Below are 24683 nucleotides of genomic sequence, written 5' to 3'. Positions count from 1 at the left end.
TCAGTCGGCGAACGGCTCGACGTCGTCGAACCGCACTCTGAGTGTAGGGACGGCCCGCGTGCGCTTCTGACCGAGCGCCTTGCGTCGGTCCGTCGCGGCACGGATGACCTGGGAGCGGAGGGCCTGGGCCACGTCGTGACCTCGGGAGTAGTCGAAGCGGACGATCGCGCGGACCCCGGCGGACTCGACGTCCACCGGACCGAGGGTCTCGGCACGGACCTCGTCGGGCAGGTCGTCGAGCGCGCGTGCGACGGTGTCGACCGTGCCGGTCACGGTGGCCACGCGGACGGCCGGTGGGAAACGCAGGACACGGCGATCGGCGAGCTCGGCGGAGACGAATCGGGCGAGCTCCCACGTGGCCAGGGCGGAGGCGATCGCCCCGCCCACCCCGACCAGCACCACAGGGGCGCGTCGTGCGGCGAGGGCCGTGGCGTTGGCCCACCAGCGGAGGCAGTCCTCGGCGACGCGGAGGCTCTCGCGCGCGAGCATGCGTTCGCCGTCGAGCAGCAGGACGGCCCGGTAGCCACCCGGGGCGACCGGCTCGGCCCCGCGGGTCGCGACGACGATGGCCGGGTCGGCGTCGACGTGCGTCAGGGCCCGGGTGCCGTCCGACACGATGATGCGGACCCCCGGGAACGCCTTGCCGAGCTCGTCGGCGGTCCGTGAGGCGCCGGTGCCGACTGCTCGCATGCGGGTGCCGTCACAGGTGCGGCAGTGCCACGAGACGGCGAGGGCGCCGCACCAGGCGCAGGCCGGGGTCACCCCGCGCTCGCGCTGCTGGAGGGGGCCGTTGCAGCGCAGGCAGCGCGCCGTGTCGCCGCAGTCGACGCAGGCCAGGCGAGGCGAGTAGCCCGGTGAGGCGACCTGGATCAGCACCGGTCCGTGCTCGACCGCGGCCCGCGCCTCGGCGTACGCCGAGGAGGGGATGCGGGCCTGCGCGGCGAAGCCGTCCGTGGCGGCCTGACGCACGGTCGGCACGACCCGGGGCTGGTAGCGCGGATCGGGACGCACCTCGGCCAGGAAGCCGATCTCGACCAGGCGCTGGACGTCGGTGCTGCGGGAGTGGCCGAGGAACACCAGGGCGGTGTCCTGCTGCGCCTGCCGGAGCAGGGCGGTGTCGCGGGCGTGCACGTAGGGGGCGAGCGGCTCACCGAAGGACGGGTCGCCGTCGTCGAACACCACGACCAGACCGAGTCTGGCCGAGGGCGCGAGCAGGACGGACCGGTTGCCGACGACGACCACGGGCTCGTCGCCCCGGGCCCGGAGCAACGCGCGGTAGCGGTCGGCGTTGGACTGTCGGGAGTCGAGCCGCACGACGCGGTCGGGCGGCAGGACGGCCCTGAGGGCCTGGAGGACGTGCTCTTCGTCGCGGTAATCGGGGACCGCGACCACGGCGTTGTCGCCCGCCGCGACGGCGACCGCGGCGAGTTGGGCGGCCGTCAGCGCCCAATGACCCACCCATGCACCGTCGGGCAACTCGACCAGCAACGGCACGGCGTCGACCGCCGCGCGACCGCGGGACGCCACGAGCCCGGCGAGGTCGGTCGACCGGTAACCGACGACGACCGGGGTGCGATCGCGATCCCCGACGGGCGGCGCGGCGTCCGCGGATGGAGGCGCGGTGTCGGCGGGTGACGAAGTCGCGTCGGTGGGTTCCGGTGGCGGCGAGGACGGGTTCTCAGCGGCCGCCAGGTACGCCTTCTCGACCCGGACCTGACGCGGAGGGACCGCGAGCCGCACGACGTCGCTGGCCGATCCGCCGGCCCGGTCGGCCACGGCACGCGCCAAGCGCCACACCTCGGGTGCCAGGACCGACACGGTGGACACGACATCCTCGATCTCGGAGAGGTCACCGCCGTGCTCGGACGACGACGCGACCTCGACGACGAACCCGTCGGCGATGCGTCCGGCCGAACGGAGGGGAACCTTGACGCGGATGCCCGGGGCGACCCGGTCGCGCAGCCGCTCGGGCACGGCGTAGTCGAACAACCGGTCGAGCTGCGGCAGCGGTGACTCGACCATCACCCGGACGACGCGCGGGCCGCCCTCGACGAGGGCCTCGGCGACCGCCGCCACGGTCAGAGCCCGGCGGCGGCCCGGAGGGCGTCGACGCGGTCGAGCGCCTCCCAGGTGAAGTCGGGCAGGTCGCGACCGAAGTGGCCGTAGGTCGACGTCGCCGAGTAGATGGGCCGGAGAAGGTCGAGGTCGCGGATGATCGCCGCCGGGCGGAGGTCGAACACCGTCTCGATGGCGGCCGTGATGACGTCGTCGCCGACGTGCCCCGTGCCGAAGGTCTCGACGTAGAGACCGACGGGTGCGGCGCGTCCGATCGCGTAGGCCACCTGGAGTTCGAGCCGGTCGGCGAGGCCGGCGGCGACGGCGTTCTTGGCCACCCAGCGCATCGCGTACGCGGCGGAGCGGTCGACCTTCGAGGGATCCTTGCCCGAGAACGCGCCCCCGCCGTGACGGCTCGCGCCGCCGTAGGTGTCGACGATGATCTTGCGGCCCGTGAGTCCGGCGTCGCCCTGTGGGCCCCCGATCTCGAACCGGCCGGTCGGATTGATGATGAACCGCGTGTCGGCCGACGAGAGCCCTGCCTCGTCGAGGACGGGGCGGATGACGTGTTCGATGACGTCGGACTCGAGCTGTTCGCTCGAGACCGCGGGTGAGTGTTGCGTCGACAGGACGACGGTGTCGACCGTCTTCGGTACGACCCCGTCGTAACCGACCGTGACCTGGGTCTTGCCGTCGGGCCGGAGGTAGTCGAGCGTGCCCGACTTGCGCACGGCCGCGAGACGCTCGGCCAGCCGGTGGGCGAGCCAGACCGGGAGAGGCATGAACTGGGGCGTCTCGTTGGTGGCGTAGCCGAACATGATGCCTTGGTCGCCCGCACCCTGACGGTTGAGCAGGTCGTCGTCGCCGCCACGCGCCTCCAGGGCGGTGTCGACGCCCTGGGCGATGTCGGGAGACTGCGACCCGATCGAGACCTCGACGCCGCAGGTGCGACCGTCGAAGCTCACGGCGGACGAGTCGTAGCCGATGCCCACGATGAGGTCGCGCACGATCGTCGGGATGTCGACGTAGCCCTTGGTGGTGACCTCCCCGGCGACGTGCACGAGCCCCGTCGTGACCATGGTCTCGACCGCGACCCGGCTGGCGGGGTCGACCGCGAGCAGGGCGTCGAGGATGCCGTCCGAGATCTGGTCACAGATCTTGTCGGGGTGGCCCTCGGTGACCGATTCGGACGTGAACAGTCGCAGGGAGGTCGATGCCGTCGTGGCGGAAGCGGTCGTCGTGTCGGTCAGGCTCACGGTGTTCCTCTGGGTGTCGATCGGGGTGCGGACGCGATGAGGCCCCGCGGGATGGACTCCCGGGGGCCTCGTCAGATGATAGGACCGACCACCGTCAGAGAGGCCGGTCGTGTCGTCGCGCTACTCGGCAGGAGCCGCGAGCGGCTTCACCTCGAGCTTGTCCTCGTTGATCTCGTGCATGGCGACCGAGAGGGGCTTGTCGTCGATCGAGCTGTCGACGAGGGGGCCGACGTTGTCGAAGAGGCTGCCCTCGTGCAGGTCGGCGTAGTAGTCGTTGATCTGACGGGCGCGCTTGGAGGCGAAGATGACGAGTGCGTACTTCGACTCGACCTTCGACAGCAGCTCGTCGATGGGCGGATCGATGATGCCCTGGTTCTTGTCGGCCATTGGTTGCTCCTCGTGTCGATGGGGGTCGGTGCCGACACCGCTCGGGACGAGCGTGGGCACCAAGATCGGGGCGCGGGTCACGCGCGGGTGCGGCCCGGTTCGGGCGCAGTCATCAATTCTACGACCTCACGGGCCGCTTCGGCCACGTCGTGGTTCACGACACGCGCGTCGAACTCGTCCTGGGCGGCCAGTTCGACCTTCGCGGTCTCGAGTCGGCGCTGCTGTTCGGTGGCGTCCTCGGTGCCTCGACCGATGAGTCGACGGACCAGTTCGTCCCAGGTGGGCGGCAGCAGGAAGACGAGCACGGCCTCGGGCATCGCGGCCCGGACGAGACGGGCGCCCTGCAGGTCGATCTCGAGCAGGACGCTGCGACCCTCGTTCAAGGCGGCGTCCAGCGGGGGGCGAGGCGTGCCGTAGCGATAGGAATTGTGGACCGTGGCGTACTCGAGCAGTTCGCGATCGCGGATCATGCGGTCGAACTCGGCGTCGTCCACGAAGTAGTAGTGCACCCCGTCGACCTCGCCGGGTCGTGGGGCTCGTGTCGTCGCGGACACGCTGAGATGCACGTCGGGGTAGTTCTCGCGGATGTAGGTCGAGACGGTGCCCTTGCCCACGGCCGTGGGACCGGCCAGGACGACCAGACGGGACCGCAGGCGCCCCTTGGCCTCGCGGACGGCGAGCCAGTCGCCGAGGATGCGGCGTTGCCTGACCCCGAGCCCCCCGACCCGTTTCGACTCGGCGATTCCGAGGTCGGTCATGATGCGGGCGACGCGGGTCGGTCCGATGCCGGGGATGCTGGTGAGCAGCTCTCGGACCCTGAGCGACCCCTCGGGACTCGTGGGTTCGCCGGCCCAGGCGGCCTCGGCGACGTCGAGGGCGCTGCGCGTCCGCGAAGCGACGGCGTTCTTGACGGCGGCGCGGCCTCGCCGTGCCGCCACGGCGGCGCGGGCAGCCGCGGCACGGTCGACGGGAGGCGGGGTCAGACGAGGCACGAACGCACCTCGTCGGCATCTCGGCGGACCGCGTCCGGGAACCCTGCCGGGCCCGCCGAGAGGAGGGCGCGGGAGGCGGAGACCAGCACGGCGCCGGCGGCGGGTCCGAAGAGTCGCGGAAGGTCGGCGTAGGTCGCACCCTGGTGACCGAACCCCGGGGCGAGCACCGGCGTCGTCGTCAGCCGGGCGGCGTCGATGCCGTAGTCGTCGAGGTCGACGGTCGCGCCGAGCACGAGGCCGACGCTGCCGAACGGGGCGTCGCCCGCCGTCTGGTTGTCAAGGAGCACGTCGTCGACGATACCGCTCGCGACGGTCCCCTCCGCGCCGTGGACGTCGGTCCGGATGGCCGTCTGCGTCGCCAGCGCCTCGACGTTGGACGTCGCGGCCAGCACGAACACGCCGGCGCCGACGGCCCGCGCGCGGGTGACCAGCCCGGTCAGGGAATCGAAGCCGAGATAGGGCGAGACGGTCAGCGCGTCGACCCGCAACGGCGACGACTCGTCGAACCAGGCGTCACCGTAGCCGTCCATCGTCGAGCCGATGTCGCCCCGCTTGGCGTCACCGATCTGCAGCAGGCCCCGCTCGCGTCCGGCCTCGAGGACGTCCTCGAGGGCCGCGAACCCCGCGGAGCCCCAGCGTTCGAAGAACGCGACCTGCGGCTTGACGATCGACGCCGAGCCGACGAGGCCGTCGACGACGCGCAGGCCGAACTCGCGCACGCCCGAGGCGTCCGACGAGAGGCCCCACTGGTCCAGGAGGTAGGGGTGGGGGTCGATGCCGACGCAGAGCGGACCGGTCGCGGCGAACGCCGCCGCGAGCCGGTCGCCGAACGACGAGCTCACCGTCGGGCCGCCCGGGCGAGACCGTAGTCTTGGAGGCTCGTGACCTCGAGGTCGCTCTGCACGGCCTCGATCGAGGCGACGGCGGCTCCGAGCTGCGCGATGGTCGTGAAGAGCGCCTTGTCGGCCGCCACGGTCGCCGCGCGGATCTCGTAGCCGTCGGCCCGGGCGCTCGACCCGCTCGGGGTGTTGATGACGATGTCGACCTCGTCGGCGTTGATCAGGTCGACGACGGAGTGGCCCCCGGCGCTGAACTTGTTGACCGTGTCGGCGTGGATGCCGTTGCGCACGAGGACGGTGGCCGTCCCCTCGGTCGCCAGGATGCGGAACCCGAGCTGCTGGAGGCGCAGCACCGGCAACACGATCGCCCGCTTGTCGCGGTCGGCGACGCTGACGAAGACGGTGCCCGACGTCGGGAGCCCGCCGTAGGCGGCCGTCTGGCTCTTCGCGAACGCCCGGGGGAAGTCGCGGTCGATGCCCATCACCTCTCCGGTCGAGCGCATCTCGGGGCTGAGGACGCTGTCGACGACCTGCCCCTCTTTCGTACGGAACCGCTTGAACGGCAGCACGGCTTCCTTCACCGAGATCGGCGAGTCGAGGGGGACGTCCGAGCCGTCCTGACCGGGGAGCAGGCCGGTCTCGACGAGATCGCGCACGCTGTGCCCGACCATGATCAGCGAAGCCGCCTTCGCCAGCGGGATGCCGAGTGCCTTCGAGACGAAGGGCACCGTCCGGCTCGCCCGGGGGTTGGCCTCGATGACGTAGAGCACGCCGGCCGCGATCGCGAACTGCACGTTCAGCAGACCGGACACGCCGATGCCCTTCGCGATCGCGAGGGTCGCGTCGCGGACACGGTCGATCTCGCCCTTCCCGAGCGTGACGGGCGGCAGGGTGCAGCTGGAGTCGCCGGAGTGGATGCCGGCCTCCTCGATGTGCTCCATGATGCCGCCGACGTAGAGCTCGGTGCCGTCGTAGAGCGCGTCGACGTCGATCTCGACGGCGTCGTCCAGGAACCGGTCGACCAGCAAGGGCGCCTCGGGGCCGATGATTGCCTGGTCCGCGACCCGCTCGAAGTAGTCGGCGAGCGACGGGCTGTCGTAGACGATCTCCATGCCGCGGCCCCCGAGGACGTACGACGGGCGCACCAGCACCGGGTAGCCGATCTCTTCGGCGACGGCGACCGCGCTGTCGTAGTCGGTCGCCGTGCCGTTGCGCGGTGCGAGCAGGCCGGCGGCGTCGAGGATGCCCTGGAAGAGGCCTCGTTCTTCGGCCGAGTCGATCGCGTCGGGTGTCGTGCCGAGGATGGGCACGCCGGCCGCTTCGAGCCCCTTGGACAGGCCGAGGGCGGTCTGGCCGCCGAGTTGCACGACGACGCCGACGAGCTCGCCGCTGGCGCTCTCGGCGTGGACGACCTCGAGCACGTCCTCGAGGGTGAGCGGCTCGAAGTACAACCGGTCGCTCGTGTCGTAGTCGGTCGAGACCGTCTCGGGATTGCAGTTGATCATGATCGTCTCGAAGCCGGCGTCGCTCAGGGCGAAGCTCGCGTGGACGCACGAGTAGTCGAACTCGACGCCCTGACCGATGCGGTTCGGCCCCGAGCCGAGGATGATCACCTTGCGGCGGTCGCTGGCCACGACCTCGGTCTCGGTGTCGTAGCTCGAGTAGTGGTACGGCGTCAGGGCGGGGAACTCCCCCGCGCAGGTGTCGACGGTCTTGAAGACGGGACGGACGTCGAGCGCGTGGCGGTGATCGCGCACCTGCTGCTCGGAGAGGCCACGCAACTGGCCGATCTGGTCGTCGCTGAAGCCGTGGTCCTTGGCGAGCACGAGGGTGTCGGCGTCGAGCTCGGCCGCCGCGGCGACCTGCTCGGCGACCTCGTTGATCAACACGATCTGGTCGATGAACCAGGGGTCGATCTTCGTGGCGTCGAAGACCTGCTCGGCGGTGGCACCGGCCCGTAGGGCCTGCTGCACGGTGACGATGCGGCCGTCGGTCGGCGTCGCCGACAACGCGAGCAGCGCCTCCTTTTCTCCGGTTTCACCCTGCCAGTGGAAGCTCGACCCGCGCTTCTCGAGGGACCGGAGCGACTTCTGCAGCGCCTGGGTGAAGTTGCGGCCGAGGGCCATGGCCTCGCCCACGCTCTTCATCGTCGTGGTGAGCGTCGTGTCGGCCGCCGGGAACTTCTCGAACGCGAACCGGGGCACCTTGACGACGACGTAGTCGAGCGTCGGTTCGAAGGAGGCGGGGGTCACCTTGGTGATGTCGTTCGGGATCTCGTCGAGACGGTACCCGAGGGCCAGCTTCGCCGCGATCTTGGCGATCGGGAATCCCGTGGCCTTCGACGCGAGGGCGCTGGAGCGCGACACGCGGGGGTTCATCTCGATGACGATGACGCGACCGTCGGCGGGGTCCACCGCGAACTGGATGTTGCAGCCACCGGTGTCGACACCGACGCGACGGATGATGTCGATGCTGATGTCGCGCAGGTTCTGGTACTCGCGGTCGGTCAGGGTGAGCGCCGGCGCGACGGTGATCGAGTCGCCGGTGTGGACGCCGACCGGGTCGACGTTCTCGATCGAGCAGACCACGACCGTGTTGTCGGCCGTGTCGCGCATCATCTCGAGTTCGTACTCTTTCCAGCCCAGGATGCTCTCTTCGAGGAGGACCTCGGTGGTGGGGCTCTGGTGCAGGCCGTCGGTGACCATGCGGACCAGTTCGTCACGGGTGTAGGCGAAGCCCGACCCGAGCCCGCCCATCGTGAACGAGGGGCGGATGACCAGTGGGTACCCGAGGTCTTCGGCGTACTCGACGGCCTGGTCGACCGTCGTGGCGATGTACGACTTGGCGACGTCGGCACCGGACTCGAGCACGAGCTTCTTGAAGAGCTGGCGGTCCTCGCCCTTCTGGATGGCCTCGACCTTGGCGCCGATCAACTCGACGCCGTGCTTGGCGAGGATGCCTTCTTCGTCGAGGGCGATGGCGGCGTTGAGGGCCGTCTGCCCGCCGAGGGTGGGCAGGATCGCGTCGGGGCGCTCCTTCACGATGATGGCCTCGAGCACCTCGGACGTGATGGGCTCGATGTACGTCGCGTCGGCGAAGTCGGGGTCGGTCATGATCGTGGCAGGGTTCGGGTTCACGAGGATGACGCGCACCCCCTCTTCGCGCAGCACGCGGCAGGCCTGGGTGCCCGAGTAGTCGAACTCGGCCGCCTGGCCGATGACGATCGGCCCGGAGCCGATCACGAGGACGGAGTTGATGTCGTCACGCTTGGGCATCAGTTGCTGCTTTCGATGTCGGAGCCGAAGTCGACGGCCTGGCCGTTCGTGCGGGCGACGACCGCCTCGCGGAAGCGGTCGAAGAGGTGGTTGCTGTCGTGGGGGCCCGCGGCGGCCTCGGGGTGGTACTGCACCGAGAACGCGGGGATGTCGAGGGCGCGGAGGCCTTCGACGACCTGGTCGTTCAGGCTGTAGTGGCTGACCTCCACCCGGCCGAAGCCGGCCGGCGAGTCGAGGACGCCGTCGATGGGCGCGTCGACCGCGAACCCGTGGTTCTGGCTGGTGATCTCGACCTTGTTCGTCGTCTTGTCGAGCACCGGCTGGTTGATGCCGCGGTGACCGAAGGGCAGCTTGTACGTGCCGAAGCCCAGGGCCCGGCCGAACAGCTGGTTGCCGAAGCAGATGCCGAAGTACGGCAGACCGTCGCGCAGGGCGCCCTGGAGGAGTTCGACCTGCGAGTCGCTCGCCGCCGGGTCACCGGGGCCGTTCGAGTAGAAGAGGGCGTCGGGGGCGAGGGCGCGGAGCTCGTCGAGGGTGGTGGACTGCGGCAGGACGTGGACCTCGAAGCCGCGCTGCGCGAGGTAGCGCAGCGTCGAGGTCTTCACGCCCAGGTCGAGGACGGCGACGGATCCGATGCGATCGCCCTCGGCCTGCAGCACGTAGGGCTCGACCGTCGACACCTGACTCGAGAGGTTGAGGCCGCGCATGTCGGCCCCGGCGGTGACCAGGGCGAGCTGCTCGTCGGGGTCGAGCCCGGCGTCGGGCCCGCTGAAGATCCCGCCCTTCATCGAGCCCACCTCGCGCAGACGGCGGGTGACGGCGCGGGTGTCGATGCCGCGGATGCCGACGATGCCGTCGGCGACGAGCTGGTCGTCGAGGCTGCCCTGTGCGCGGTGGTTCGAGACCACGCGGCTCGCGTCTCGGACGACGTACCCGGCGACCCAGATGCGGCGCGACTCGGGATCGGTGTCGTTCACTCCCGTGTTGCCGATGTGCGGGGCGGTCATGACCACGATCTGGCCGGCGTACGAGGGGTCGGTGAGGGTTTCCTGGTAGCCGGTCATGCCGGTCGCGAAGACGACCTCGCCGAGGGTGCGTCCGACGGCGCCGTAGGCGCGACCCGTGTACCGGGTGCCGTCGGCGAGGACCAGCACGGCCCTGTCGGTGGTGGAGGCGTCAGTCAATGGTCTTCTCCTTGGTGGTGCCGGCCCCGGGGGCCGTGGGGACGAGGGGGCGGATCGCGGCGACGACGGGGCTCGGATCGTCGGTGATGCGCAGGTAGGTGTCGAGGTCGACGTCGCCGAGGCGCCAGCCGACGAGGACGAGGCCGTCGCGCTCGACGACACGGTCGATGGTCCAGGTCGCGCGGTCGACGCCTCGCAACGAGGAGGTGCGGATCAGCACGGCGGGTTCGCCCGCGATCTCGAGGCGCACGCCCTCGGCGTGGACGGACACGATCGCCCGACCGCGGAACCCGAGGCCGTGGACCACGACGCGGTCGAGCGGGTCGCCGCCTCGTGACGTCGCGACGTAGAGGGCGTCGACCGCCACGAACGGGTCCGACAGGTCGTCGGTCGCCAGGTCGGGGGCGGGGATGTCGGACTGACGGCGCCCGCGGGCCCGCCAGGACCGGGCCATCAGCCCGATCAGCAGCCCGACGCCGACGAGGATGAGCGAGGCGATGATCCACTGGCTCATCGGGCGGACGCCCCCTCGGAGGCGGCGAGGGCGGCGGCGCTGTCGACGAGTCGGGCCGCGTGGGCGACGTCGTCGCTGTCGACGACGCGACCGTCGACCACGGTCGCGTAGCCCTGGTGGAAGGTCGCCCGCACCTGACCGGGCAGGACCCGTCCGAGGTAGGGCGAGTTGCGGCTCTTGCCCGCGAGGTGCTCGGTCGAGAACGTGCGGGTCACCTCTCGATCGTAGAGCGTGAGCTCGGCGGGCTCGCCCACGGCCAGGGGACGACCGTGCCCGGTCACCTGGCCGATGGCGGCCGGGGTGATCGACATCACCCTGGCCACGTCGGCCCAGCCGATCAGACCCGTGTCGACCATGGTGTGGTGTACGACCGAGAGGGCGGACTCGAGACCGACCATGCCGTTGGCGGCGGCGTCCCACTCGCAGCACTTCGCCTCGGAGGTGTGCGGGGCGTGGTCGGTCGCCACGATGTCGATCGTCCCGTCGGCCAGGGCGGCACGCAGCGCGTCGACGTCCTCCGAGCGGCGGAGCGGCGGGTTGACCTTGTACCGCGAGTCGTAACCCGACACGAGGTCCTCGGTCAGCAGCAGGTGGTGCGGCGTCACCTCGGCCGTGACCTCGATGCCGCGCGACTTTGCCCAGCGGATGACCTCGACGCTGCCCGCCGTCGACACGTGGCAGACGTGCAGTCGGGCGCCGACGTGGTCGGCGAGCAAGACGTCGCGGGCGATGATCGCCTCCTCGGCGACCGCGGGCCAGCCGCCCAGGCCCAGTTCGGCCGACAGGGCACCCTCGTTCATCTGCGCGCCCTCCGTCAGCCGGGGCTCTTGGGCGTGCTGGGCGAGGACTCCCCCGAACCCCTTGATGTATTCGAGGGCCCGACGCATAAGCAACGGGTCGGCGACGCAGGACCCGTCGTCGGAGAAGACCCGCACGGCGGCGCGAGATCGGGCCATGGCGCCGATCTCGGAGAGGTGGGTGCCCTTCAGCCCCTGGCTGACCGCGCCGATCGGGCGGACGGTCACGAAGCCGGCGCGCTCCCCCAGCGCCTGCACCTGCTCGACGACCCCCGCGGTGTCGGCCACGGGCGACGAGTTCGCCATGGCGTTGACGGCGGTGTACCCGCCGGCGGCCGCGGCGCGCGACCCGGTCAGGACGGTCTCGCTGCCCTCGCCCCCGGGCTCGCGCAGGTGGGTGTGCAGATCGACGAGGCCGGGCAGCAGGAGCAGGCCGTCGGCGTCGGTGACCGTCGCGCCCGCGGAGGTCAGCCCGGAGCCGAGCTCGACGACGACACCGTCGCGGACGACGACGTCGGTCGTGTTGCCGTCGACGGTCTCGGCGCCCCGGATGAGGTGGGTGGTGGTCACGTTGCGTCCTCTCGGTCGCCGGCCAGGGTGAGGTAGAGCACGGCCATGCGGACGGCCACGCCGTTCGTGACCTGCTCGCGGACGGTCGACCGCGGCGAGTCGGCGGCCTCGTCGCTGATCTCGAGACCGCGGTTCATCGGGCCGGGGTGCATGACGAGGGTCGACTCGGGCAGCGACCGGAACCGCATCGCGCCCAGGCCCCAGGACCGGGCGTACTCGCGTGGATTGGGGAAGAACGCGTCGTTCATGCGTTCCTGTTGGATGCGCAGCATCATGACGACGTCCGGTCTCACCTCGGCCAGGGCGTCGTCGAGGTCGTAGTGGACGTCGACGCCGAAGCGGCTGACGTCGACCGGGATCAGCGTGGGAGGCGCGACCACCGTGACGTGGGCCCCGAGCGTCCGCAGCAACCAGGCGTTGGAGCGGGCCACCCGCGAGTGCAGGATGTCGCCCACGATCATCACCTCGACGCCGTCGAGGTCGCGCCCACGGCTCGCCGCCCCGTGGACGCGACGGCGGATCGTGAACGCGTCGAGCAAGGCCTGCGTGGGGTGTTCGTGGGTGCCGTCGCCGGCGTTGACGATGCCCGCGTCCACCCAGCCGCTGTCGGCCAGCACACGAGGGGCGCCGCTCGACGGGTGGCGGATCACGATGCCGTCGGCCCCCATGGCGGCGAGGGTCTGGGCCGTGTCCTTCAGGGACTCGCCCTTGGAGACGCTCGACCCCTTGGCGGCGAAGTTGATGACGTCCGCGCTGAGCCGCTTGGCGGCGGCCTCGAACGAGATGCGCGTGCGGGTGCTGTCCTCGTAGAACAGGTTGACGACCGTGATGCCGCGCAGCGTCGGCAGCTTGCGCACCTCGCGGGTGGCCACGTCGGCCATGTCCTCCGCGACGTCGAGGACGCGGATGGACTCGTCGCGCGAGAGGTCGGAGGTGCTGAGCAGGTGCCTCATCGGTTCGCACCCGGGGTGGTGACGGGCGCCGAGGCGGAACCCGCGCCTCCTGCGGTCGTGTCGTCGTCGATGGCGACGAGCTCGTCGTCGTCGACGCCGTGCAGTCGCACGAAGATGCGCTCGACGGTCGAGGTGGGCAGGTTCTTGCCCACGAAGTCGGCGCGGATGGGCAGTTCTCGGTGGCCCCGATCGACGAGGACCGCGAGGCGGACGGCCCGCGGTCGACCGATCGAGCTCAGGGCGTCCAGCGCGGCACGGATGGTGCGGCCCGAGTAGAGGACGTCGTCGACGAGGACGACGGTCTTGCCGTCGATGCCGCCGGAGGGCACCGAGGTGGGGCGGGGCGACCTGGTGGGCTGGCGCCGGAGATCGTCGCGGTACATCGTCACGTCGACGGACCCCACGGGAACGGTGCTGCCCGAGATCGACGACAGGGTCACGGCGAGCCGATCGGCGAGGACGACTCCACGCGTGGGGATGCCCAGGACGACCAGATCGTCGGCACCCTTGTTGGACTCGAGGATCTCGTGCGAGATGCGCGTGAGGGCACGCGCGATGTCAGCCTGACTCAGCACGGTACGTGTGCTCAATCGGACCTCCTTCCCCGCCTCTCGGGACGGAACTTAAAGGATGTCGTTGTGGGTGGCTCCACCTTATCGGTCCGACGCGCGACCGACGAGTCGACCGGTCGAGCGGGTCGACCGGGTCGAGCCTCCGACCGTCAGTCGGCGGTCGCGATGCGGCCGAGCAGACCGTTGACGAACGAGGCCGAGTCATCGGTGCTGAGCGTTTGTGCGAGTTCGACGGCCTCGCTGATCGCGACGGCGTCGGGGATCTCGTCGTTGTGACGGAGCTCCCAGATGCCGATGCGGATGATGCCGCGGTCGAGGGTGGGCATGCGCGCGAGGGTCCACCCCTGCGAGTACGTCTCGATCAGTTCGTCGATCTCGTCGCGGTGGTCGATGACGCCCTGCACGATGTCGCGCGCGTAGCCCCAGCTCGACCCGCGCTCGGGCTGGTCGAGGGCCCGCTGGGTCTCGGCGACCAGAGCGTCGGTCATGCTGATCTGACGGATGTCGGCGACGTACAGGACGTCGAGGGCGCGCTTGCGCGCCTTGGTGCGTGCGCTCACCGACTAGTCGTTGACGCGGCCGAGGTAGCCGCCGTCGCGCGTGTCGACCTTGACCTTGGTGCCGGTCTCGAGGAAGAGAGGCACCTGGATCTCGTAGCCGGTCTCGACGGTGGCGGGCTTGGTGCCGCCGGTCGACCGGTCTCCTTGGAGGCCGGGCTCGGTGTAGGTGACCTCGAGGATGACCGAGGCGGGCAGCTCGATGTACAGCGGGTCGCCGTCGTGCAACGCCATCTGGACGTTCTGGTTCTCGAGCATGAAGTTCTTCGCGTCGCCGACGATCGTGGCGGGCACGTTGATCTGGTCGTAGTCGCTCGTGTCCATGAACACGTAGCCGTCGGCCTCGGCGTAGAGGTACGTGTACTCGCGACGGTCGACGTTGGCGAAGTCGATCTTGGTGCCGGCGTTGAACGTCTTGTCGACGACCTTGCCCGACATGACGTTCTTCATCTTGGTGCGGACGAACGCTCCACCCTTGCCCGGCTTGACGTGCTGGAACTCGATGACGTTCCAGAGTTGGCCGTCGAGGTTGAGGACGGCACCGTTCTTGATGTCGTTGGTAGTCGCCATGCGCGAGTGATCCGTTCGGGGTGGTGGGAGGTGGGCCGGAATCGGCCATCGTCGAGTGTAGCGGACGCCCTGACGGGCCGAAGGGCTACGAACCGATCTCTTGGTAGGCCGCGAAGAGCAGGCTCTGGTCGGGCCCCTGCAGCACGGTCGGTCGACCGATCTCGTCGAGGACGATGAACCGCAACAGGCCCGCGCGGGCCTTCTTGTCACGCTGCATCGTGGCCAGCAGGGTGTTCCAACGGCCCAGGGGGTACGAGACCGGCAGGGTCAGCGACTCGAGGATGCGCCGGTGACGGTCGACCGCCTCGTCCGACAGGCGTCCGGTCAGACGGGCCAGCTCGGCGGCGAAGACCATGCCCACCGAGACCGCGGCCCCGTGGCGCCACTGGTAGCGCTCGGCGTGCTCGACGGCGTGGCCGAGGGTGTGACCGTAGTTGAGGATCTCGCGGAGACCCTGCTCGGTCAGGTCTTCTCCGACTACGCGGGCCTTGAGCCCGACGGCCAGCTCGACCACCCGGCGGAACTCGGGCGTCGTCGGGTCGGTCGCCCGGTCGACGTCGGCCTCGACGATGTCGAGGATCTCGGGTTCGGCGATGAACCCGACCTTCACGACCTCGGCGAAGCCGGCGAGGATCTCGTTCTTCGACAACGTGTCGAGGTGGTCGAGGTCGGCCAGCACGGCGACCGGCGGGTGGAAGACGCCGACGAGGTTCTTGCCCTCGGCCGTGTTGACGCCGGTCTTGCCGCCGACGCTCGCGTCGACGAGGCCCAGCACGCTGGTCGGCATCTGCACCAGCGGGACGCCGCGGAGCCAGGTGCCCGCGACGAAGCCGGCCAGGTCGGTGATGGCCCCGCCACCGAGACCGATGACGGCGTCGGTGCGGGTGAAGTCGGCCTGACCCAGCACCTGCCAGCAGAAGGCGGCGACCTCGACGCGCTTGGCGTCCTCTGCGTCGGGCACCTCGGCGATGAGCGCCTCGTAGCCGGCCGCCACCAGGGAGTCGCGCACCTCGCCCGCCTTGCGGCCCAGCGTGGGCGCGTGGACGATCAGCACCTTCTTGGTCTGCGGGTGGAGGACGCCCGGAAGGTGGCCGGTGAGCCCCCGACCGATCAGGACGTCGTAGGGGGCGTCTCCCCCGACGTGGATGGTCGTGGTGTCGGTCTCGTCGGTCATGCGGTGCCTCTCTCGGAGTCGAGCCAGGTCTCGATGTCGTCGACGACGGTCGAGACGGGCCGGTGGGACGTGTCGAACACGACGGACGCCAGCGCCCGGTAGACGGGATCACGCTCGGCGGCGATGGCGCGCCAGGCGCCGATGCCCCCTCGTTGCAGCAGTGGCCGGGCGCTGCCGGCCAGCCGGGACTCGACGGCCTCGGCCGTCACCGTGAGCAGGACGACGGGCAACCCGGACAAGGAGGCGCGCGTGCGTTCGTCGAGGACGGCTCCCCCGCCCAGCGACACCACCCCGTCACCGGCCAGGGCCTCGACCACGGCCTCGTGTTCGAGCGACCGGAAGTGCGCCTCGCCGTGGCGGTCGAACAGATCGGCGATGGGTCCGTGCCGCCGCACGATCAGACGGTCGCTGTCGACGAACGGCACACCCAGGCGACGGGACAGCTTCTTGCCGATGCTCGTCTTGCCCGCGCCCATCGGCCCGACCAGGACGATCGGTCGCGTGGTCGTCACTCGGCGGCGGACGCCGGCTGAGTCCGCAGGTTCTCGGGGATCGCGTCGAGGTAGCCCCGCAGGTTGCGAGCCGTCTCGCCGAGGGAGTCGCCGCCGAACTTCTCGAGGATCGAGTTCGCGAGGACGAGGGCCACCATCGACTCGGCGACGACGCCGGCGGCCGGGACCGCGCAGACGTCGGAGCGCTGGTGGTGCGCCTTGCTCTCTTCGCCGCTCGTGACGTCGATCGTGGCCAGGGCCCGGGGAACCGTGGCGATCGGCTTCATGCCCGCACGCACGCGGAGGACGGTGCCCGTGCTCATGCCCCCCTCGGTGCCTCCGGCGCGATCGGTGTCGCGCGAGATGACCCCACCCGTGCGGTGGAGCTCGTCGTGGGCGACCGAGCCGCGCCTACGGGTGGTCTCGAAGCCGTCTCCGACCTCGACGCCCTTGATCGCTTGGATGCCCATCAACGCGGCGGCCAACTGCGAGTCGAGACGACGGTCCCATTGGACGTGCGACCCCAGCCCCGGCGGCACGCCGTAGGCGAGCACCTCGACGACGCCGCCCAGGGTGTCACCGTCTTTCTTGGCGGCCTCGACCTCGTCGACCATGAGGGCGCTGGTGCCCTCGTCGAAGCAGCGCAGGGGGTCGTCGTCGAGACGGTCGACGTCCGAGGGCACGGGCACTGGGCTGCCGTCGGGCACGCGCACGGGGCCGATGGACAGCGTGTGGCTGACGAGCTCGATGCCGAGCTCGGCGAGGAAGGACCGGGCGACGGCCCCGAGGGCGACGCGGGCCGCCGTCTCGCGGGCGCTCGCACGTTCGAGGATCGGCCGCGCCTCGTCGAAGTCGTACTTCTGCATGCCGACCAGGTCGGCGTGGCCGGGGCGGGGTCGGGTGAGGGGCGCGCTTCGCCCTCTGGAGGCGTCGCTCACCTCGACGGGCTCGGGGCTCATCACCTCGACCCACTTCGGCCACTCGGTGTTGCCGATGCGCAGGGCGACGGGGCTGCCCATCGTCAGGCCGTGGCGGACGCCGCCCGAGATGTTCAGTTCGTCTTGCTCGAACTTCATGCGGGAGCCGCGACCGTAACCCAGCTTGCGGCGGGCGAGGTCGGCACGGATCGCGTCGAGCGAGACCGGCACACCGGCCGGCAAGCCCTCGAGGACGGCGACGAGCTCGGGCCCGTGAGATTCTCCAGCGGTCAACCAACGAAGCATGGTGTCGATCTTCCCACAGAGAGAAGGGCCGACCGACCGTCTGGCGGTCGACGGCCCCTCAGGACGCGCTCGCGTCCTCGGCAGACGGCTCGTGCTCGGTCACTGGTACTCGGGGTGTTCCCGCATCCAGGCCTGCCACTGCTTCACCGCGGCCTGGTGCTCGGCGTACGTGGTCGAGAAGGCCGTCTCGCCCGTGTCGAGGTTGACCGTGACGAAGTACAGCCACGAGCCGTCAGCCGGTTTCAGTGCCGCGTTCAGGGCGAGGTCGCCCGGATTCGAGATGGGCCCGACGGGCAGACCTTCGTGGACGTAGGTGTTGTACGCGTTGTTCGCGTCGCCCCGCTCTTCGTCGGTCGTGGTGACCCGATGGGTGTTGCCGGTGCCGTAGGCGACCGTGGCGTCCGACTGCAGGAGCATGCCCTGGTCGAGACGGTTCTGGAACACCCGCGCGACCTTGGGGTAGTCGTCGGCGAGTCCGGCCTCTTTCTGGATGAGCGACGCGAAGACGATCGTCTTCTGGTAGTCGGCCGGTTGTGCACCGGCGGACTGCAGGTGTTGGGTCATGGTCGTCACCATGTCCTGCAGGTAGTCGTGGGCCGTCTTGCCCGGGTCGAGTTCGTAGGTCGCCGGGAAGAGCCACCCCTCGAGGCTCGTGGCCTCCACGGGCAGGCCGAACGTCGTGTAGTCCGCGGCCGCGGCCTGGACGTCGGCGATCGGGATCGACGTCGCGGTGGCGAGGAGTTCGTAGACGTCCGCCGCAGCCGTTCCCTCGGGGATGACGACCTTGTTGGTGATGCGGTTGGCGCTGTCCTGCAGTGCGTCGAGGGCCGACTGCGCGCTCATCTGCTGCTGCAGGGTGTACGTGCCCGGCTGGAAGGTCATCGACGGGTCGGACAACAGGAGCGAGTAGGCCGACTCGTAGCTCTGCGTGATGCCGGCGTCCGCGAGGTTCTGCGCGATGTCGGAGCCGACCTGCCCGGAAACGATGGCGAACTCGACGGACGTGCCGTTGCCGCTGCCGGCGTAGTCGGCGGGTTCGTCATCACCCGTGAACTTGGCGATGAGGGGCTGCACCTGTCCCCAGGCGGCGGCGACGCCGGCGGTGCCTCCGGCCAGGACGAGCACGAGGACCGATGCGAGGATGATCGGGCCCTTCTTGGACCGTCGTGCGCGCGGTTCGCGGATCGCCCGTGCGCGGGAGCGATCCCGGTCATCGTCCGAGCGTGGAACGACGACGGGCTCGGCCTGGCGTTCACGCTCACGCTGTTCTCGGCGGGACAGCCCAGGGGGGTCGACGTGCGTGCTGCGGCGGAGTGGTGTCCCGTCGCCGTCACCCGGTCGTCCGTCGACGGACTCGCGCCGGCGGCGACCGGAGGTGTCGGCGGGGCTGTCGTTCTGGGGTTGGGACGCGAAGATGTCGTCCCAATCGGGTTCGTCGGCCACGAATCACTGTCTTTCGTCGGTGGCGGGTACGGCAACGTCGCCGCCCGTCTCTCGGGTCACGTCGACCGTCCGCCCGGGCGGCTGACCGCTCGAGCGCTCGAGGTCGAGCGCGTGCTGGACGATGATAACAGCGGCCACTTGGTCGATCACGGACCGTTGGCTCTTGCCCTTCCGGCCCGAGGCCCGGAGGGCACCCTGGGCGCTGACCGTCGAGAGCCGCTCGTCGACGAGACGGACGGGCACCGTGACGGTCCGCGCGATCGCCGCGGCGTAGTCCCTCGCGTCCTGCGTCGACGCCGTGTCGCGACCCGAGAGGGCGATGGGCAGTCCGACGATCACCTCGAGCGCATCGAGTTCGGAGACCAGGTCGCGGACGGCACCGATGTCGGCCACACCGTCGGCGGAACGCGCGAGCGTCTCGACCGGGGTGGCGAGCAGACCGTCGGGGTCGGTGCGAGCGACTCCGACCCGGGCCTTGCCCACGTCGATGCCGATGCGGACGCCGCGGCGCACGGCAGCCCTCAGGCCCCGAGTTCGGCGACGATGCCGGCCAAGGCGGTGGGAATCGCCGAGACGTCGGATCCGCCCCCCTGAGCGAGGTCGTCCTTGCCGCCGCCGCCGCCGCCGAGAGCCGAGGCGGCCCCCTTGGCGAGACGGCCGGCTTTCACTCCGGCCTTCCGCGCACCGTCGGTGGTGGCCACGATCACGGCGGGCTTGCCCGCGACGTCAGCTGCCAGGGCGACGACCACCGCGCCGGAGGCGCCGAGGCGTTCGCGCACCGACAGGGCGAGCGACCGCAGGTCGTCGGTCGAGCCGAGCGACCCGACCGACTCGGCGACGACGGTGAGGTCGCCGATCGAGGTCGCCGTCTCGGCCAACGACGGGACGCGCGTGGCGAGGCGGGCGGATTCGAACTCGGCGATCTTCTTCTCGGCCGTGCGGAGGCTCGTGACGAGATCGCCGACGCGATCGGCCAGCTGATCGCGCGGTGTCTTCAGCGACGCGGTCAACTGGGACACGAGGGCACGCTCGGCGGCGAAGTCACGGAACGCGTCCATGCCGACGAGCGACTCGACGCGACGGTTGGTCGACCCCACCGAGGTCTCGCTGACGAGGTTGATGAGGCCGACCTGCGAGCTGGTCGAGACGTGGGTGCCCGCGCAGAGCTCGCGCGACCACGGACCGCCGATGTCGACCATGCGGACGGTCTCGCCGTACTTCTCGCCGAACAGCGCCATGGCACCCAGGGCGCGGGCGTCGTCGAGGGGCATCTCGCGGGTGACGACCTGCAGGTCGTCGCGGATCGCGTTGTTGGCGATCTCCTCGATCTCGGACCGTGTCTGCGGGCTCAGGGCCTGGTTCCAGTTGAAGTCGAGCCGCATGTAGCCGGCCTTGTTGTAGGACCCGGCCTGGTGCGCCTCGGGGCCGAGCACCTCTCGGAGTGCGGCGTGGATCAGGTGCGTCGCGGAGTGAGCCTGTGTCGCGCCCCGGCGGTAGGCGGGGTCGACCACGCTGGTCGCCGTGTCGCCGACCCCCACCTCGCCGGAGGTGACCTGGACGCGGTGGCTGATGAGACCCTTGACCGGCTTCTGCACGTCGAGGACCTCGAGGTCGAAGCCCACGCCGACGATGCGGCCCGAGTCGGCTTCCTGGCCGCCCGACTCGGCGTACAGCGAGGTCTCGGCGAGGATCACCTCGGCGATGTCGCCCGCCACGGCTCGGTCGACGTCGGCCCCGTCGACGATCAGGCCGAGCACGCGGGTCTCGGTGTCGAGCTCGTCGTAGCCCGTGAAGACCGTCTCGCCCTGGGCGCGGAACGCGCTGTAGACGCTCAGGTCGGCCAGGGCCACCTTCCGCGACTTGGCGTCGGCCTTCGCCCGGGCGCGCTGCTCGGACATGAGTCGGTCGAACGCCTCGCGGTCGACCGTCAGGCCGCTTTCTTCCGCGATCTCGAGGGTGAGGTCGATGGGGAACCCGAAGGTGTCGTGCAGCAGGAACGCCGTGTCGCCCTGCAGCTGCGGGGTCGTACCGGCCGAAGCGCGTTGCTTGGTGTCGTCGACGGCGATGTCGAGGATGTTCGTCCCTGCGGCCAGGGTGCGCAGGAAGGTCTCTTCCTCGGCGTAGGCCAGGCGTGAGATGCGCTCGTAGTCCGTCTCGACCTCGGGGTAGGCCGCCTTCATCGCGTCGCGGGACTCCGGGAAGAGCGCGGGGAAGGTGGGGCCGTCGACGCCGAGGAGACGCATCGAGCGGACCGTGCGTCGCAGGAGGCGGCGGAGGATGTAGCCGCGGCCCTCGTTGGACGGGCGGACCCCGTCGGACATCAGCATGAGCGAGCTGCGGACGTGGTCGGCGATGACCCGCATGCGGACGTCGTCGTCGTGGACGGCGCCGTAGCGCCGTCCCGACAGCTCGGCGGCCTTGTCGAGGACCGGGCGCACCTGGTCGATCTCGTACATGTTGTCGACGCCCTGCTTGAGGAAGGCGACGCGCTCGAGACCCATGCCGGTGTCGATGTTCTTGTTCGGCAGCTCGCGGACGATGTCGAAGTCGACCTTCGAGCGCACGTTCTCGATCTGGTACTGCATGAACACGAGGTTCCAGATCTCGACGTAGCGGTCGTCGTCGGTCGCGGGGCCGCCGTCCGCGCCGTAGGCGGGTCCACGGTCGAAGAAGATCTCGGAGCACGGCCCCGCGGGTCCGGGCTGACCGGTGTGCCAGTAGTTCGAGTCCTTGCCGAGGCGTTGGATGCGCTCGTCGGGCAGTCCGGCGACCTTCTTCCACAGGGCGATGGCCTCGTCGTCCTCTTCGTACACCGTCACCCACAGGTCGTCGGGCGCGAACGCGAGGCCGCCGTCGCCCTCGCTCGAGGTCAAGAGCTCCCAGGCGTAGCCGATCGCCTCTTCTTTGAAGTAGTCGCCGAACGAGAAGTTGCCGTTCATCTGGAAGAACGTGCCGTGTCGCGGCGTCTTGCCGACCTCTTCGATGTCGTTGGTGCGGATGCACTTCTGGACGCTCGTGGCGCGCGGGTACGGCGTCGGGACGAGCCCGGTGAGGTACGGGATGAACGGGACCATGCCCGCGACGGTGAAGAGGAGGCTCGGGTCGTCGCTGACCAGGGACGCCGACGGGACGACGGTGTGGCCCCGATCGCCGAAGTAGTCGAGCCAACGGCGGCGGATTTCGGCGGTCTGCATGGTTCTCCCGGGGGTGGGTGGGTCGTGTGTCAGGACGAGGAGGCGCGGACGGGCGCTCAGGACTCGTCGCGGTCGGTGCGCAGTTCGGCCTCGCGGGCCTTGTAGCCGTCGACCACGGCGGCGCGGAACGACTTCACGTTGCCGTCGAGACCGCCGAAGAACTGCCGACCCCGGGGTGTCTTGTTGAACTGGTGGGCGACGGCGAAGCCGCCGACGACACCGACGGCGAGCAGGAACAGGCTCTTCACGGGGACTCCTCTTGGGGCTGGTGCCGCGACGTGCGAGCGCGACGACACGTCAGCTTACCCGGCCCCGGGAACGCGAAAGGAGCGGGCCACGACCGTGGCCCGCTCCTGACGGATGTGACGAGTTCTAGCGCGCGGCGTAGTACTCGACGACGAGCTGGACCTCGCAGGTCACCGGGACCTCGACGCGCTTCGGGCGACGCACGAGGCGGGCCTGCAGCTTGTCGATCTCGACCTCGAGGTAGCCGGGCACCTTGGGCAGCAGGTCGACGTGACCGCCGGCCGCGGCGACCTGGAAGGGCTCGGTCTTCTCGCTGCGCTCTTTGACGTGGATCATCTGACCCGGCTTGACGCGGAACGAGGGACGGTCGACGAGCTTGCCGTCGACGAGGATGTGACGGTGCACGACCATCTGACGGGCCTGGGCCGTCGTGCGGGCGAAGCCGGCACGCAGGACGAGGGCGTCGAGACGGGTCTCGAGGAGCTCGACCAGGTTCTCACCGGTCAGGCCCGAGGCCTTGCGGGCCTCGTTGAAGACGATCTTGAGCTGGGCCTCGCGGATGCCGTACTGGGCGCGCAGGCGCTGCTTCTCACGCAGGCGGACGGCGTAGTCGCTGTCGGTCTTGCGCTTGGTGCGGCCGTGCTCACCGGGAGCGTAGGGACGCTTCTCGAGGTAGCGAGCGGCCTTCGGGGTCAGCGCGATGCCGAGGGCACGCGAGAGACGGGTCTTGCTGCGGGTACGTGACTTGGTGGACACTTGTTCCTTTTTCTTGTCGGTGGTTCGTCATGGACCGCCCCAGCGCGCGAGCGCCGGGCGGCGTAACAAGAGGGGTGAGTGCCGCGGTGGCGACCGGCTACAGGTCGTCGCACCTTGATCGGGTCGTCGTCAGCAGCCGCGTGTCGACGCCCGAGAACAGGCAACCCCCCGAGCATACAGGAGCCCGGGCACCGATGCGAGCGGGTGTTCGATCGTGCCGTCAGTGCCCCCGCGTGATCCGGCGCAGCTTCTCGAGGCGCGCCGCCACGTCGCGCTCGTTGCCGTTGGCGGTGGGGTCGTAGTACTCGTGTCCGACGAGTTCGTCGGGGAGGTACTGCTGCTCGACCACCCCGAACTCGGAGTCGTGGGCGTACCGGTAGCCCTTCCCGTGCCCGAGGCGTCGGGCCCCGGGGTAATGGGCGTCGCGCAGGTGCTTGGGCACGCGGCCCGCCTTGCCGGCCCGGACGTCGGCGATGGCGGCGTCGAGCGCGGAGTAGGACCGGTTCGACTTGGGGGCGGTCGCCAGGTAGACCACGGCCTCGGCCATGGGTATGCGCCCCTCGGGCATGCCGATCATCTGCACGGCGGTGGCGGCCGAGACCGCCACGGTCAGCGCGTGGGGATCCGCCATGCCGATGTCCTCGCCGGCCGACACGATGATCCGCCGACAGATGAAGCGCGGGTCCTCGCCGGCCTCGATCATCCGGGCGAGGTAATGGAGTGCCGCGTCGACGTCGGAGCCCCGGATCGACTTGATGAAGGCGCTGATGACGTCGTAGTGCTCGTCGCCGTTGCGGTCGTACCGCAGCAGTGCCCGGTCGACCGACTGGGCGACGATCTCGGACGTGATCGCGGGGCGGGCGTCGTCGGGATCGCTCTCGTCGTACTCGGCGTCGGGGTCGAAGTCGGCGTCGGCCGCGTCGTCGGGCGAGGCGGTCGGCACCGCGTCGGCCTCGAGCTTCGTCGCCCACGCCGACTGGGCGGACGCCTCGAGCGCCGTGAGCGCACGTCGTGCGTCGCCCGAGGCCAGCCGGACGATCGTGGCCAGGGCCTCGTCGTCGAGCCGGACGGCTCCGTCGAGACCGCGGGGGTCGACGACCGCCCGTTGCACCAACTGGGCCAGGTCGTCGTCGCTGAGCTGTTCGAGCGTCAGCAGCAGCGACCGGGACAGCAACGGCGTGATGACCGAGAACGAGGGGTTCTCGGTCGTGGCGGCGATGAGGATGACCCAGCCGTTCTCGACGCCCGGCAGCAGGGCGTCCTGTTGCGCCTTGGTGAAGCGGTGGATCTCGTCGAGGAAGAGCACCGTCGTCGTGCCGTAGAGGTCACGGTTCGACAGTGCCTTCTCCATCACCTGACGGACGTCCTTGACGCCGGCCGTCACGGCGGACAGCTCGATGAACTGTCGCCCCGAGCTGCGGGCAATGGCTTGCGCGAGCGTGGTCTTGCCCGTGCCCGGCGGACCCCAGAGGATGACGGAGACCGCACCTTGGTCGGCACCCGTGTCGGAAGCCAAGGTGACCAGAGGCGAACCAGGACGCAGCAGGTGTCGTTGGCCTGCGACCTCGTCGAGGGTGGTGGGACGCATGCGGACCGCGAGGGGGGTCGAGCTCTGCGGGAGCGGGCTCATGGTGA

The 24683-nt window shown here is 70.3% G+C and carries 22 protein-coding genes; all 22 read right to left on the bottom strand.

Annotated elements, in window-relative coordinates; all coding sequences use genetic code 11:
* The gene (locus IFT88_RS10100) at nucleotides 1–2076 is read right to left on the bottom strand and encodes a primosomal protein N' family DNA-binding protein (RefSeq protein WP_342212131.1); all 2076 of its coding nucleotides are present in this window, start codon (nucleotides 2074–2076) and stop codon (nucleotides 1–3) included.
* Between the two features lie 2 nt (nucleotides 2077–2078).
* Nucleotides 2079–3305 (bottom strand): methionine adenosyltransferase, encoded by a 1227-nt coding sequence (gene metK, locus IFT88_RS10095; protein WP_446718831.1) that lies wholly within the window; start codon nucleotides 3303–3305, stop codon nucleotides 2079–2081.
* Between the two features lie 126 nt (nucleotides 3306–3431).
* Nucleotides 3432–3698: a DNA-directed RNA polymerase subunit omega gene (gene rpoZ, locus IFT88_RS10090; RefSeq protein WP_043592764.1), complete on the bottom strand. Its 267-nt coding sequence runs from the start codon at nucleotides 3696–3698 to the stop codon at nucleotides 3432–3434.
* Between the two features lie 77 nt (nucleotides 3699–3775).
* The gene (gmk, locus tag IFT88_RS10085; protein ID WP_043592762.1) at nucleotides 3776–4690 is read right to left on the bottom strand and encodes a guanylate kinase; all 915 of its coding nucleotides are present in this window, start codon (nucleotides 4688–4690) and stop codon (nucleotides 3776–3778) included.
* Entirely contained in the window at nucleotides 4678–5532 is an 855-nt protein-coding gene (pyrF, locus tag IFT88_RS10080) for an orotidine-5'-phosphate decarboxylase (protein WP_137846564.1), read from the bottom strand. Before pyrF ends, gmk begins: the two co-directional genes overlap by 13 nt.
* Nucleotides 5529–8804 carry a carbamoyl-phosphate synthase large subunit gene (carB, locus tag IFT88_RS10075; RefSeq protein ID WP_192120418.1) on the bottom strand — a complete coding sequence of 1092 codons (3276 nt, stop codon included), beginning with the start codon at nucleotides 8802–8804 and terminating at the stop codon, nucleotides 5529–5531. The genes pyrF and carB overlap by 4 nt, the downstream gene beginning before the upstream one ends.
* Complete coding sequence (gene carA / locus IFT88_RS10070) at nucleotides 8804–9988, bottom strand: glutamine-hydrolyzing carbamoyl-phosphate synthase small subunit (protein WP_043592756.1); 1185 nt, start codon at nucleotides 9986–9988, stop codon at nucleotides 8804–8806. The genes carB and carA overlap by 1 nt, the downstream gene beginning before the upstream one ends.
* Entirely contained in the window at nucleotides 9981–10502 is a 522-nt protein-coding gene (locus tag IFT88_RS10065) for a PH-like domain-containing protein (RefSeq protein ID WP_056226427.1), read from the bottom strand. The genes carA and IFT88_RS10065 overlap by 8 nt, the downstream gene beginning before the upstream one ends.
* Complete coding sequence (locus IFT88_RS10060; protein ID WP_056226424.1) at nucleotides 10499–11869, bottom strand: dihydroorotase; 1371 nt, start codon at nucleotides 11867–11869, stop codon at nucleotides 10499–10501. The genes IFT88_RS10065 and IFT88_RS10060 overlap by 4 nt, the downstream gene beginning before the upstream one ends.
* The gene (locus tag IFT88_RS10055; protein WP_192120411.1) at nucleotides 11866–12822 is read right to left on the bottom strand and encodes an aspartate carbamoyltransferase catalytic subunit; all 957 of its coding nucleotides are present in this window, start codon (nucleotides 12820–12822) and stop codon (nucleotides 11866–11868) included. Before IFT88_RS10055 ends, IFT88_RS10060 begins: the two co-directional genes overlap by 4 nt.
* Nucleotides 12819–13412 carry a bifunctional pyr operon transcriptional regulator/uracil phosphoribosyltransferase PyrR gene (gene pyrR, locus IFT88_RS10050; protein ID WP_192120409.1) on the bottom strand — a complete coding sequence of 198 codons (594 nt, stop codon included), beginning with the start codon at nucleotides 13410–13412 and terminating at the stop codon, nucleotides 12819–12821. Before pyrR ends, IFT88_RS10055 begins: the two co-directional genes overlap by 4 nt.
* 131 nt (nucleotides 13413–13543) lie before the next feature.
* Complete coding sequence (gene nusB / locus IFT88_RS10045) at nucleotides 13544–13954, bottom strand: transcription antitermination factor NusB (protein ID WP_043592748.1); 411 nt, start codon at nucleotides 13952–13954, stop codon at nucleotides 13544–13546.
* Nucleotides 13955–13957: 3 nt separating this feature from the next.
* Nucleotides 13958–14521 carry an elongation factor P gene (efp, locus tag IFT88_RS10040; protein ID WP_043592746.1) on the bottom strand — a complete coding sequence of 188 codons (564 nt, stop codon included), beginning with the start codon at nucleotides 14519–14521 and terminating at the stop codon, nucleotides 13958–13960.
* Between the two features lie 85 nt (nucleotides 14522–14606).
* Nucleotides 14607–15695, bottom strand: coding sequence for a 3-dehydroquinate synthase (gene aroB, locus IFT88_RS10035; RefSeq protein ID WP_043592744.1), 1089 nt, complete (start codon nucleotides 15693–15695; stop codon nucleotides 14607–14609).
* Nucleotides 15692–16171 carry a shikimate kinase gene (locus IFT88_RS10030; protein WP_043592877.1) on the bottom strand — a complete coding sequence of 160 codons (480 nt, stop codon included), beginning with the start codon at nucleotides 16169–16171 and terminating at the stop codon, nucleotides 15692–15694. The genes aroB and IFT88_RS10030 overlap by 4 nt, the downstream gene beginning before the upstream one ends.
* Before the next feature lie 32 nt (nucleotides 16172–16203).
* Complete coding sequence (gene aroC / locus IFT88_RS10025; protein WP_043592743.1) at nucleotides 16204–17409, bottom strand: chorismate synthase; 1206 nt, start codon at nucleotides 17407–17409, stop codon at nucleotides 16204–16206.
* Nucleotides 17410–17508: 99 nt separating this feature from the next.
* Nucleotides 17509–18852, bottom strand: coding sequence for an endolytic transglycosylase MltG (gene mltG / locus IFT88_RS10020; protein WP_192120407.1), 1344 nt, complete (start codon nucleotides 18850–18852; stop codon nucleotides 17509–17511).
* A gap of 3 nt (nucleotides 18853–18855) precedes the next feature.
* On the bottom strand, nucleotides 18856–19365 hold the full coding sequence (ruvX, locus tag IFT88_RS10015) for a Holliday junction resolvase RuvX (RefSeq protein WP_043592741.1): 510 nt from the start codon (nucleotides 19363–19365) through the stop codon (nucleotides 18856–18858).
* Between the two features lie 8 nt (nucleotides 19366–19373).
* The gene (alaS, locus tag IFT88_RS10010; RefSeq protein ID WP_192120405.1) at nucleotides 19374–22046 is read right to left on the bottom strand and encodes an alanine--tRNA ligase; all 2673 of its coding nucleotides are present in this window, start codon (nucleotides 22044–22046) and stop codon (nucleotides 19374–19376) included.
* 56 nt (nucleotides 22047–22102) lie between these two features.
* A complete protein-coding gene (locus tag IFT88_RS10005) occupies nucleotides 22103–22294 on the bottom strand; it encodes a hypothetical protein (RefSeq protein WP_043592737.1) in 192 nt (63 codons plus the stop codon).
* Nucleotides 22295–22418: 124 nt separating this feature from the next.
* Nucleotides 22419–23048 (bottom strand): 30S ribosomal protein S4, encoded by a 630-nt coding sequence (rpsD, locus tag IFT88_RS10000; protein ID WP_043592736.1) that lies wholly within the window; start codon nucleotides 23046–23048, stop codon nucleotides 22419–22421.
* 220 nt (nucleotides 23049–23268) lie between these two features.
* Nucleotides 23269–24678 carry a replication-associated recombination protein A gene (locus IFT88_RS09995; RefSeq protein ID WP_082059746.1) on the bottom strand — a complete coding sequence of 470 codons (1410 nt, stop codon included), beginning with the start codon at nucleotides 24676–24678 and terminating at the stop codon, nucleotides 23269–23271.
* Nucleotides 24679–24683 lie beyond the last annotated feature (5 nt).

Source organism: Frigoribacterium sp. CFBP 8751, assembly GCF_014841545.1.
In the GTDB taxonomy this organism is placed as follows: domain Bacteria; phylum Actinomycetota; class Actinomycetes; order Actinomycetales; family Microbacteriaceae; genus Frigoribacterium.
Note: the sequence above shows the minus strand (reverse complement) of the source record. Positions and strands in the feature narration are given on the sequence as shown.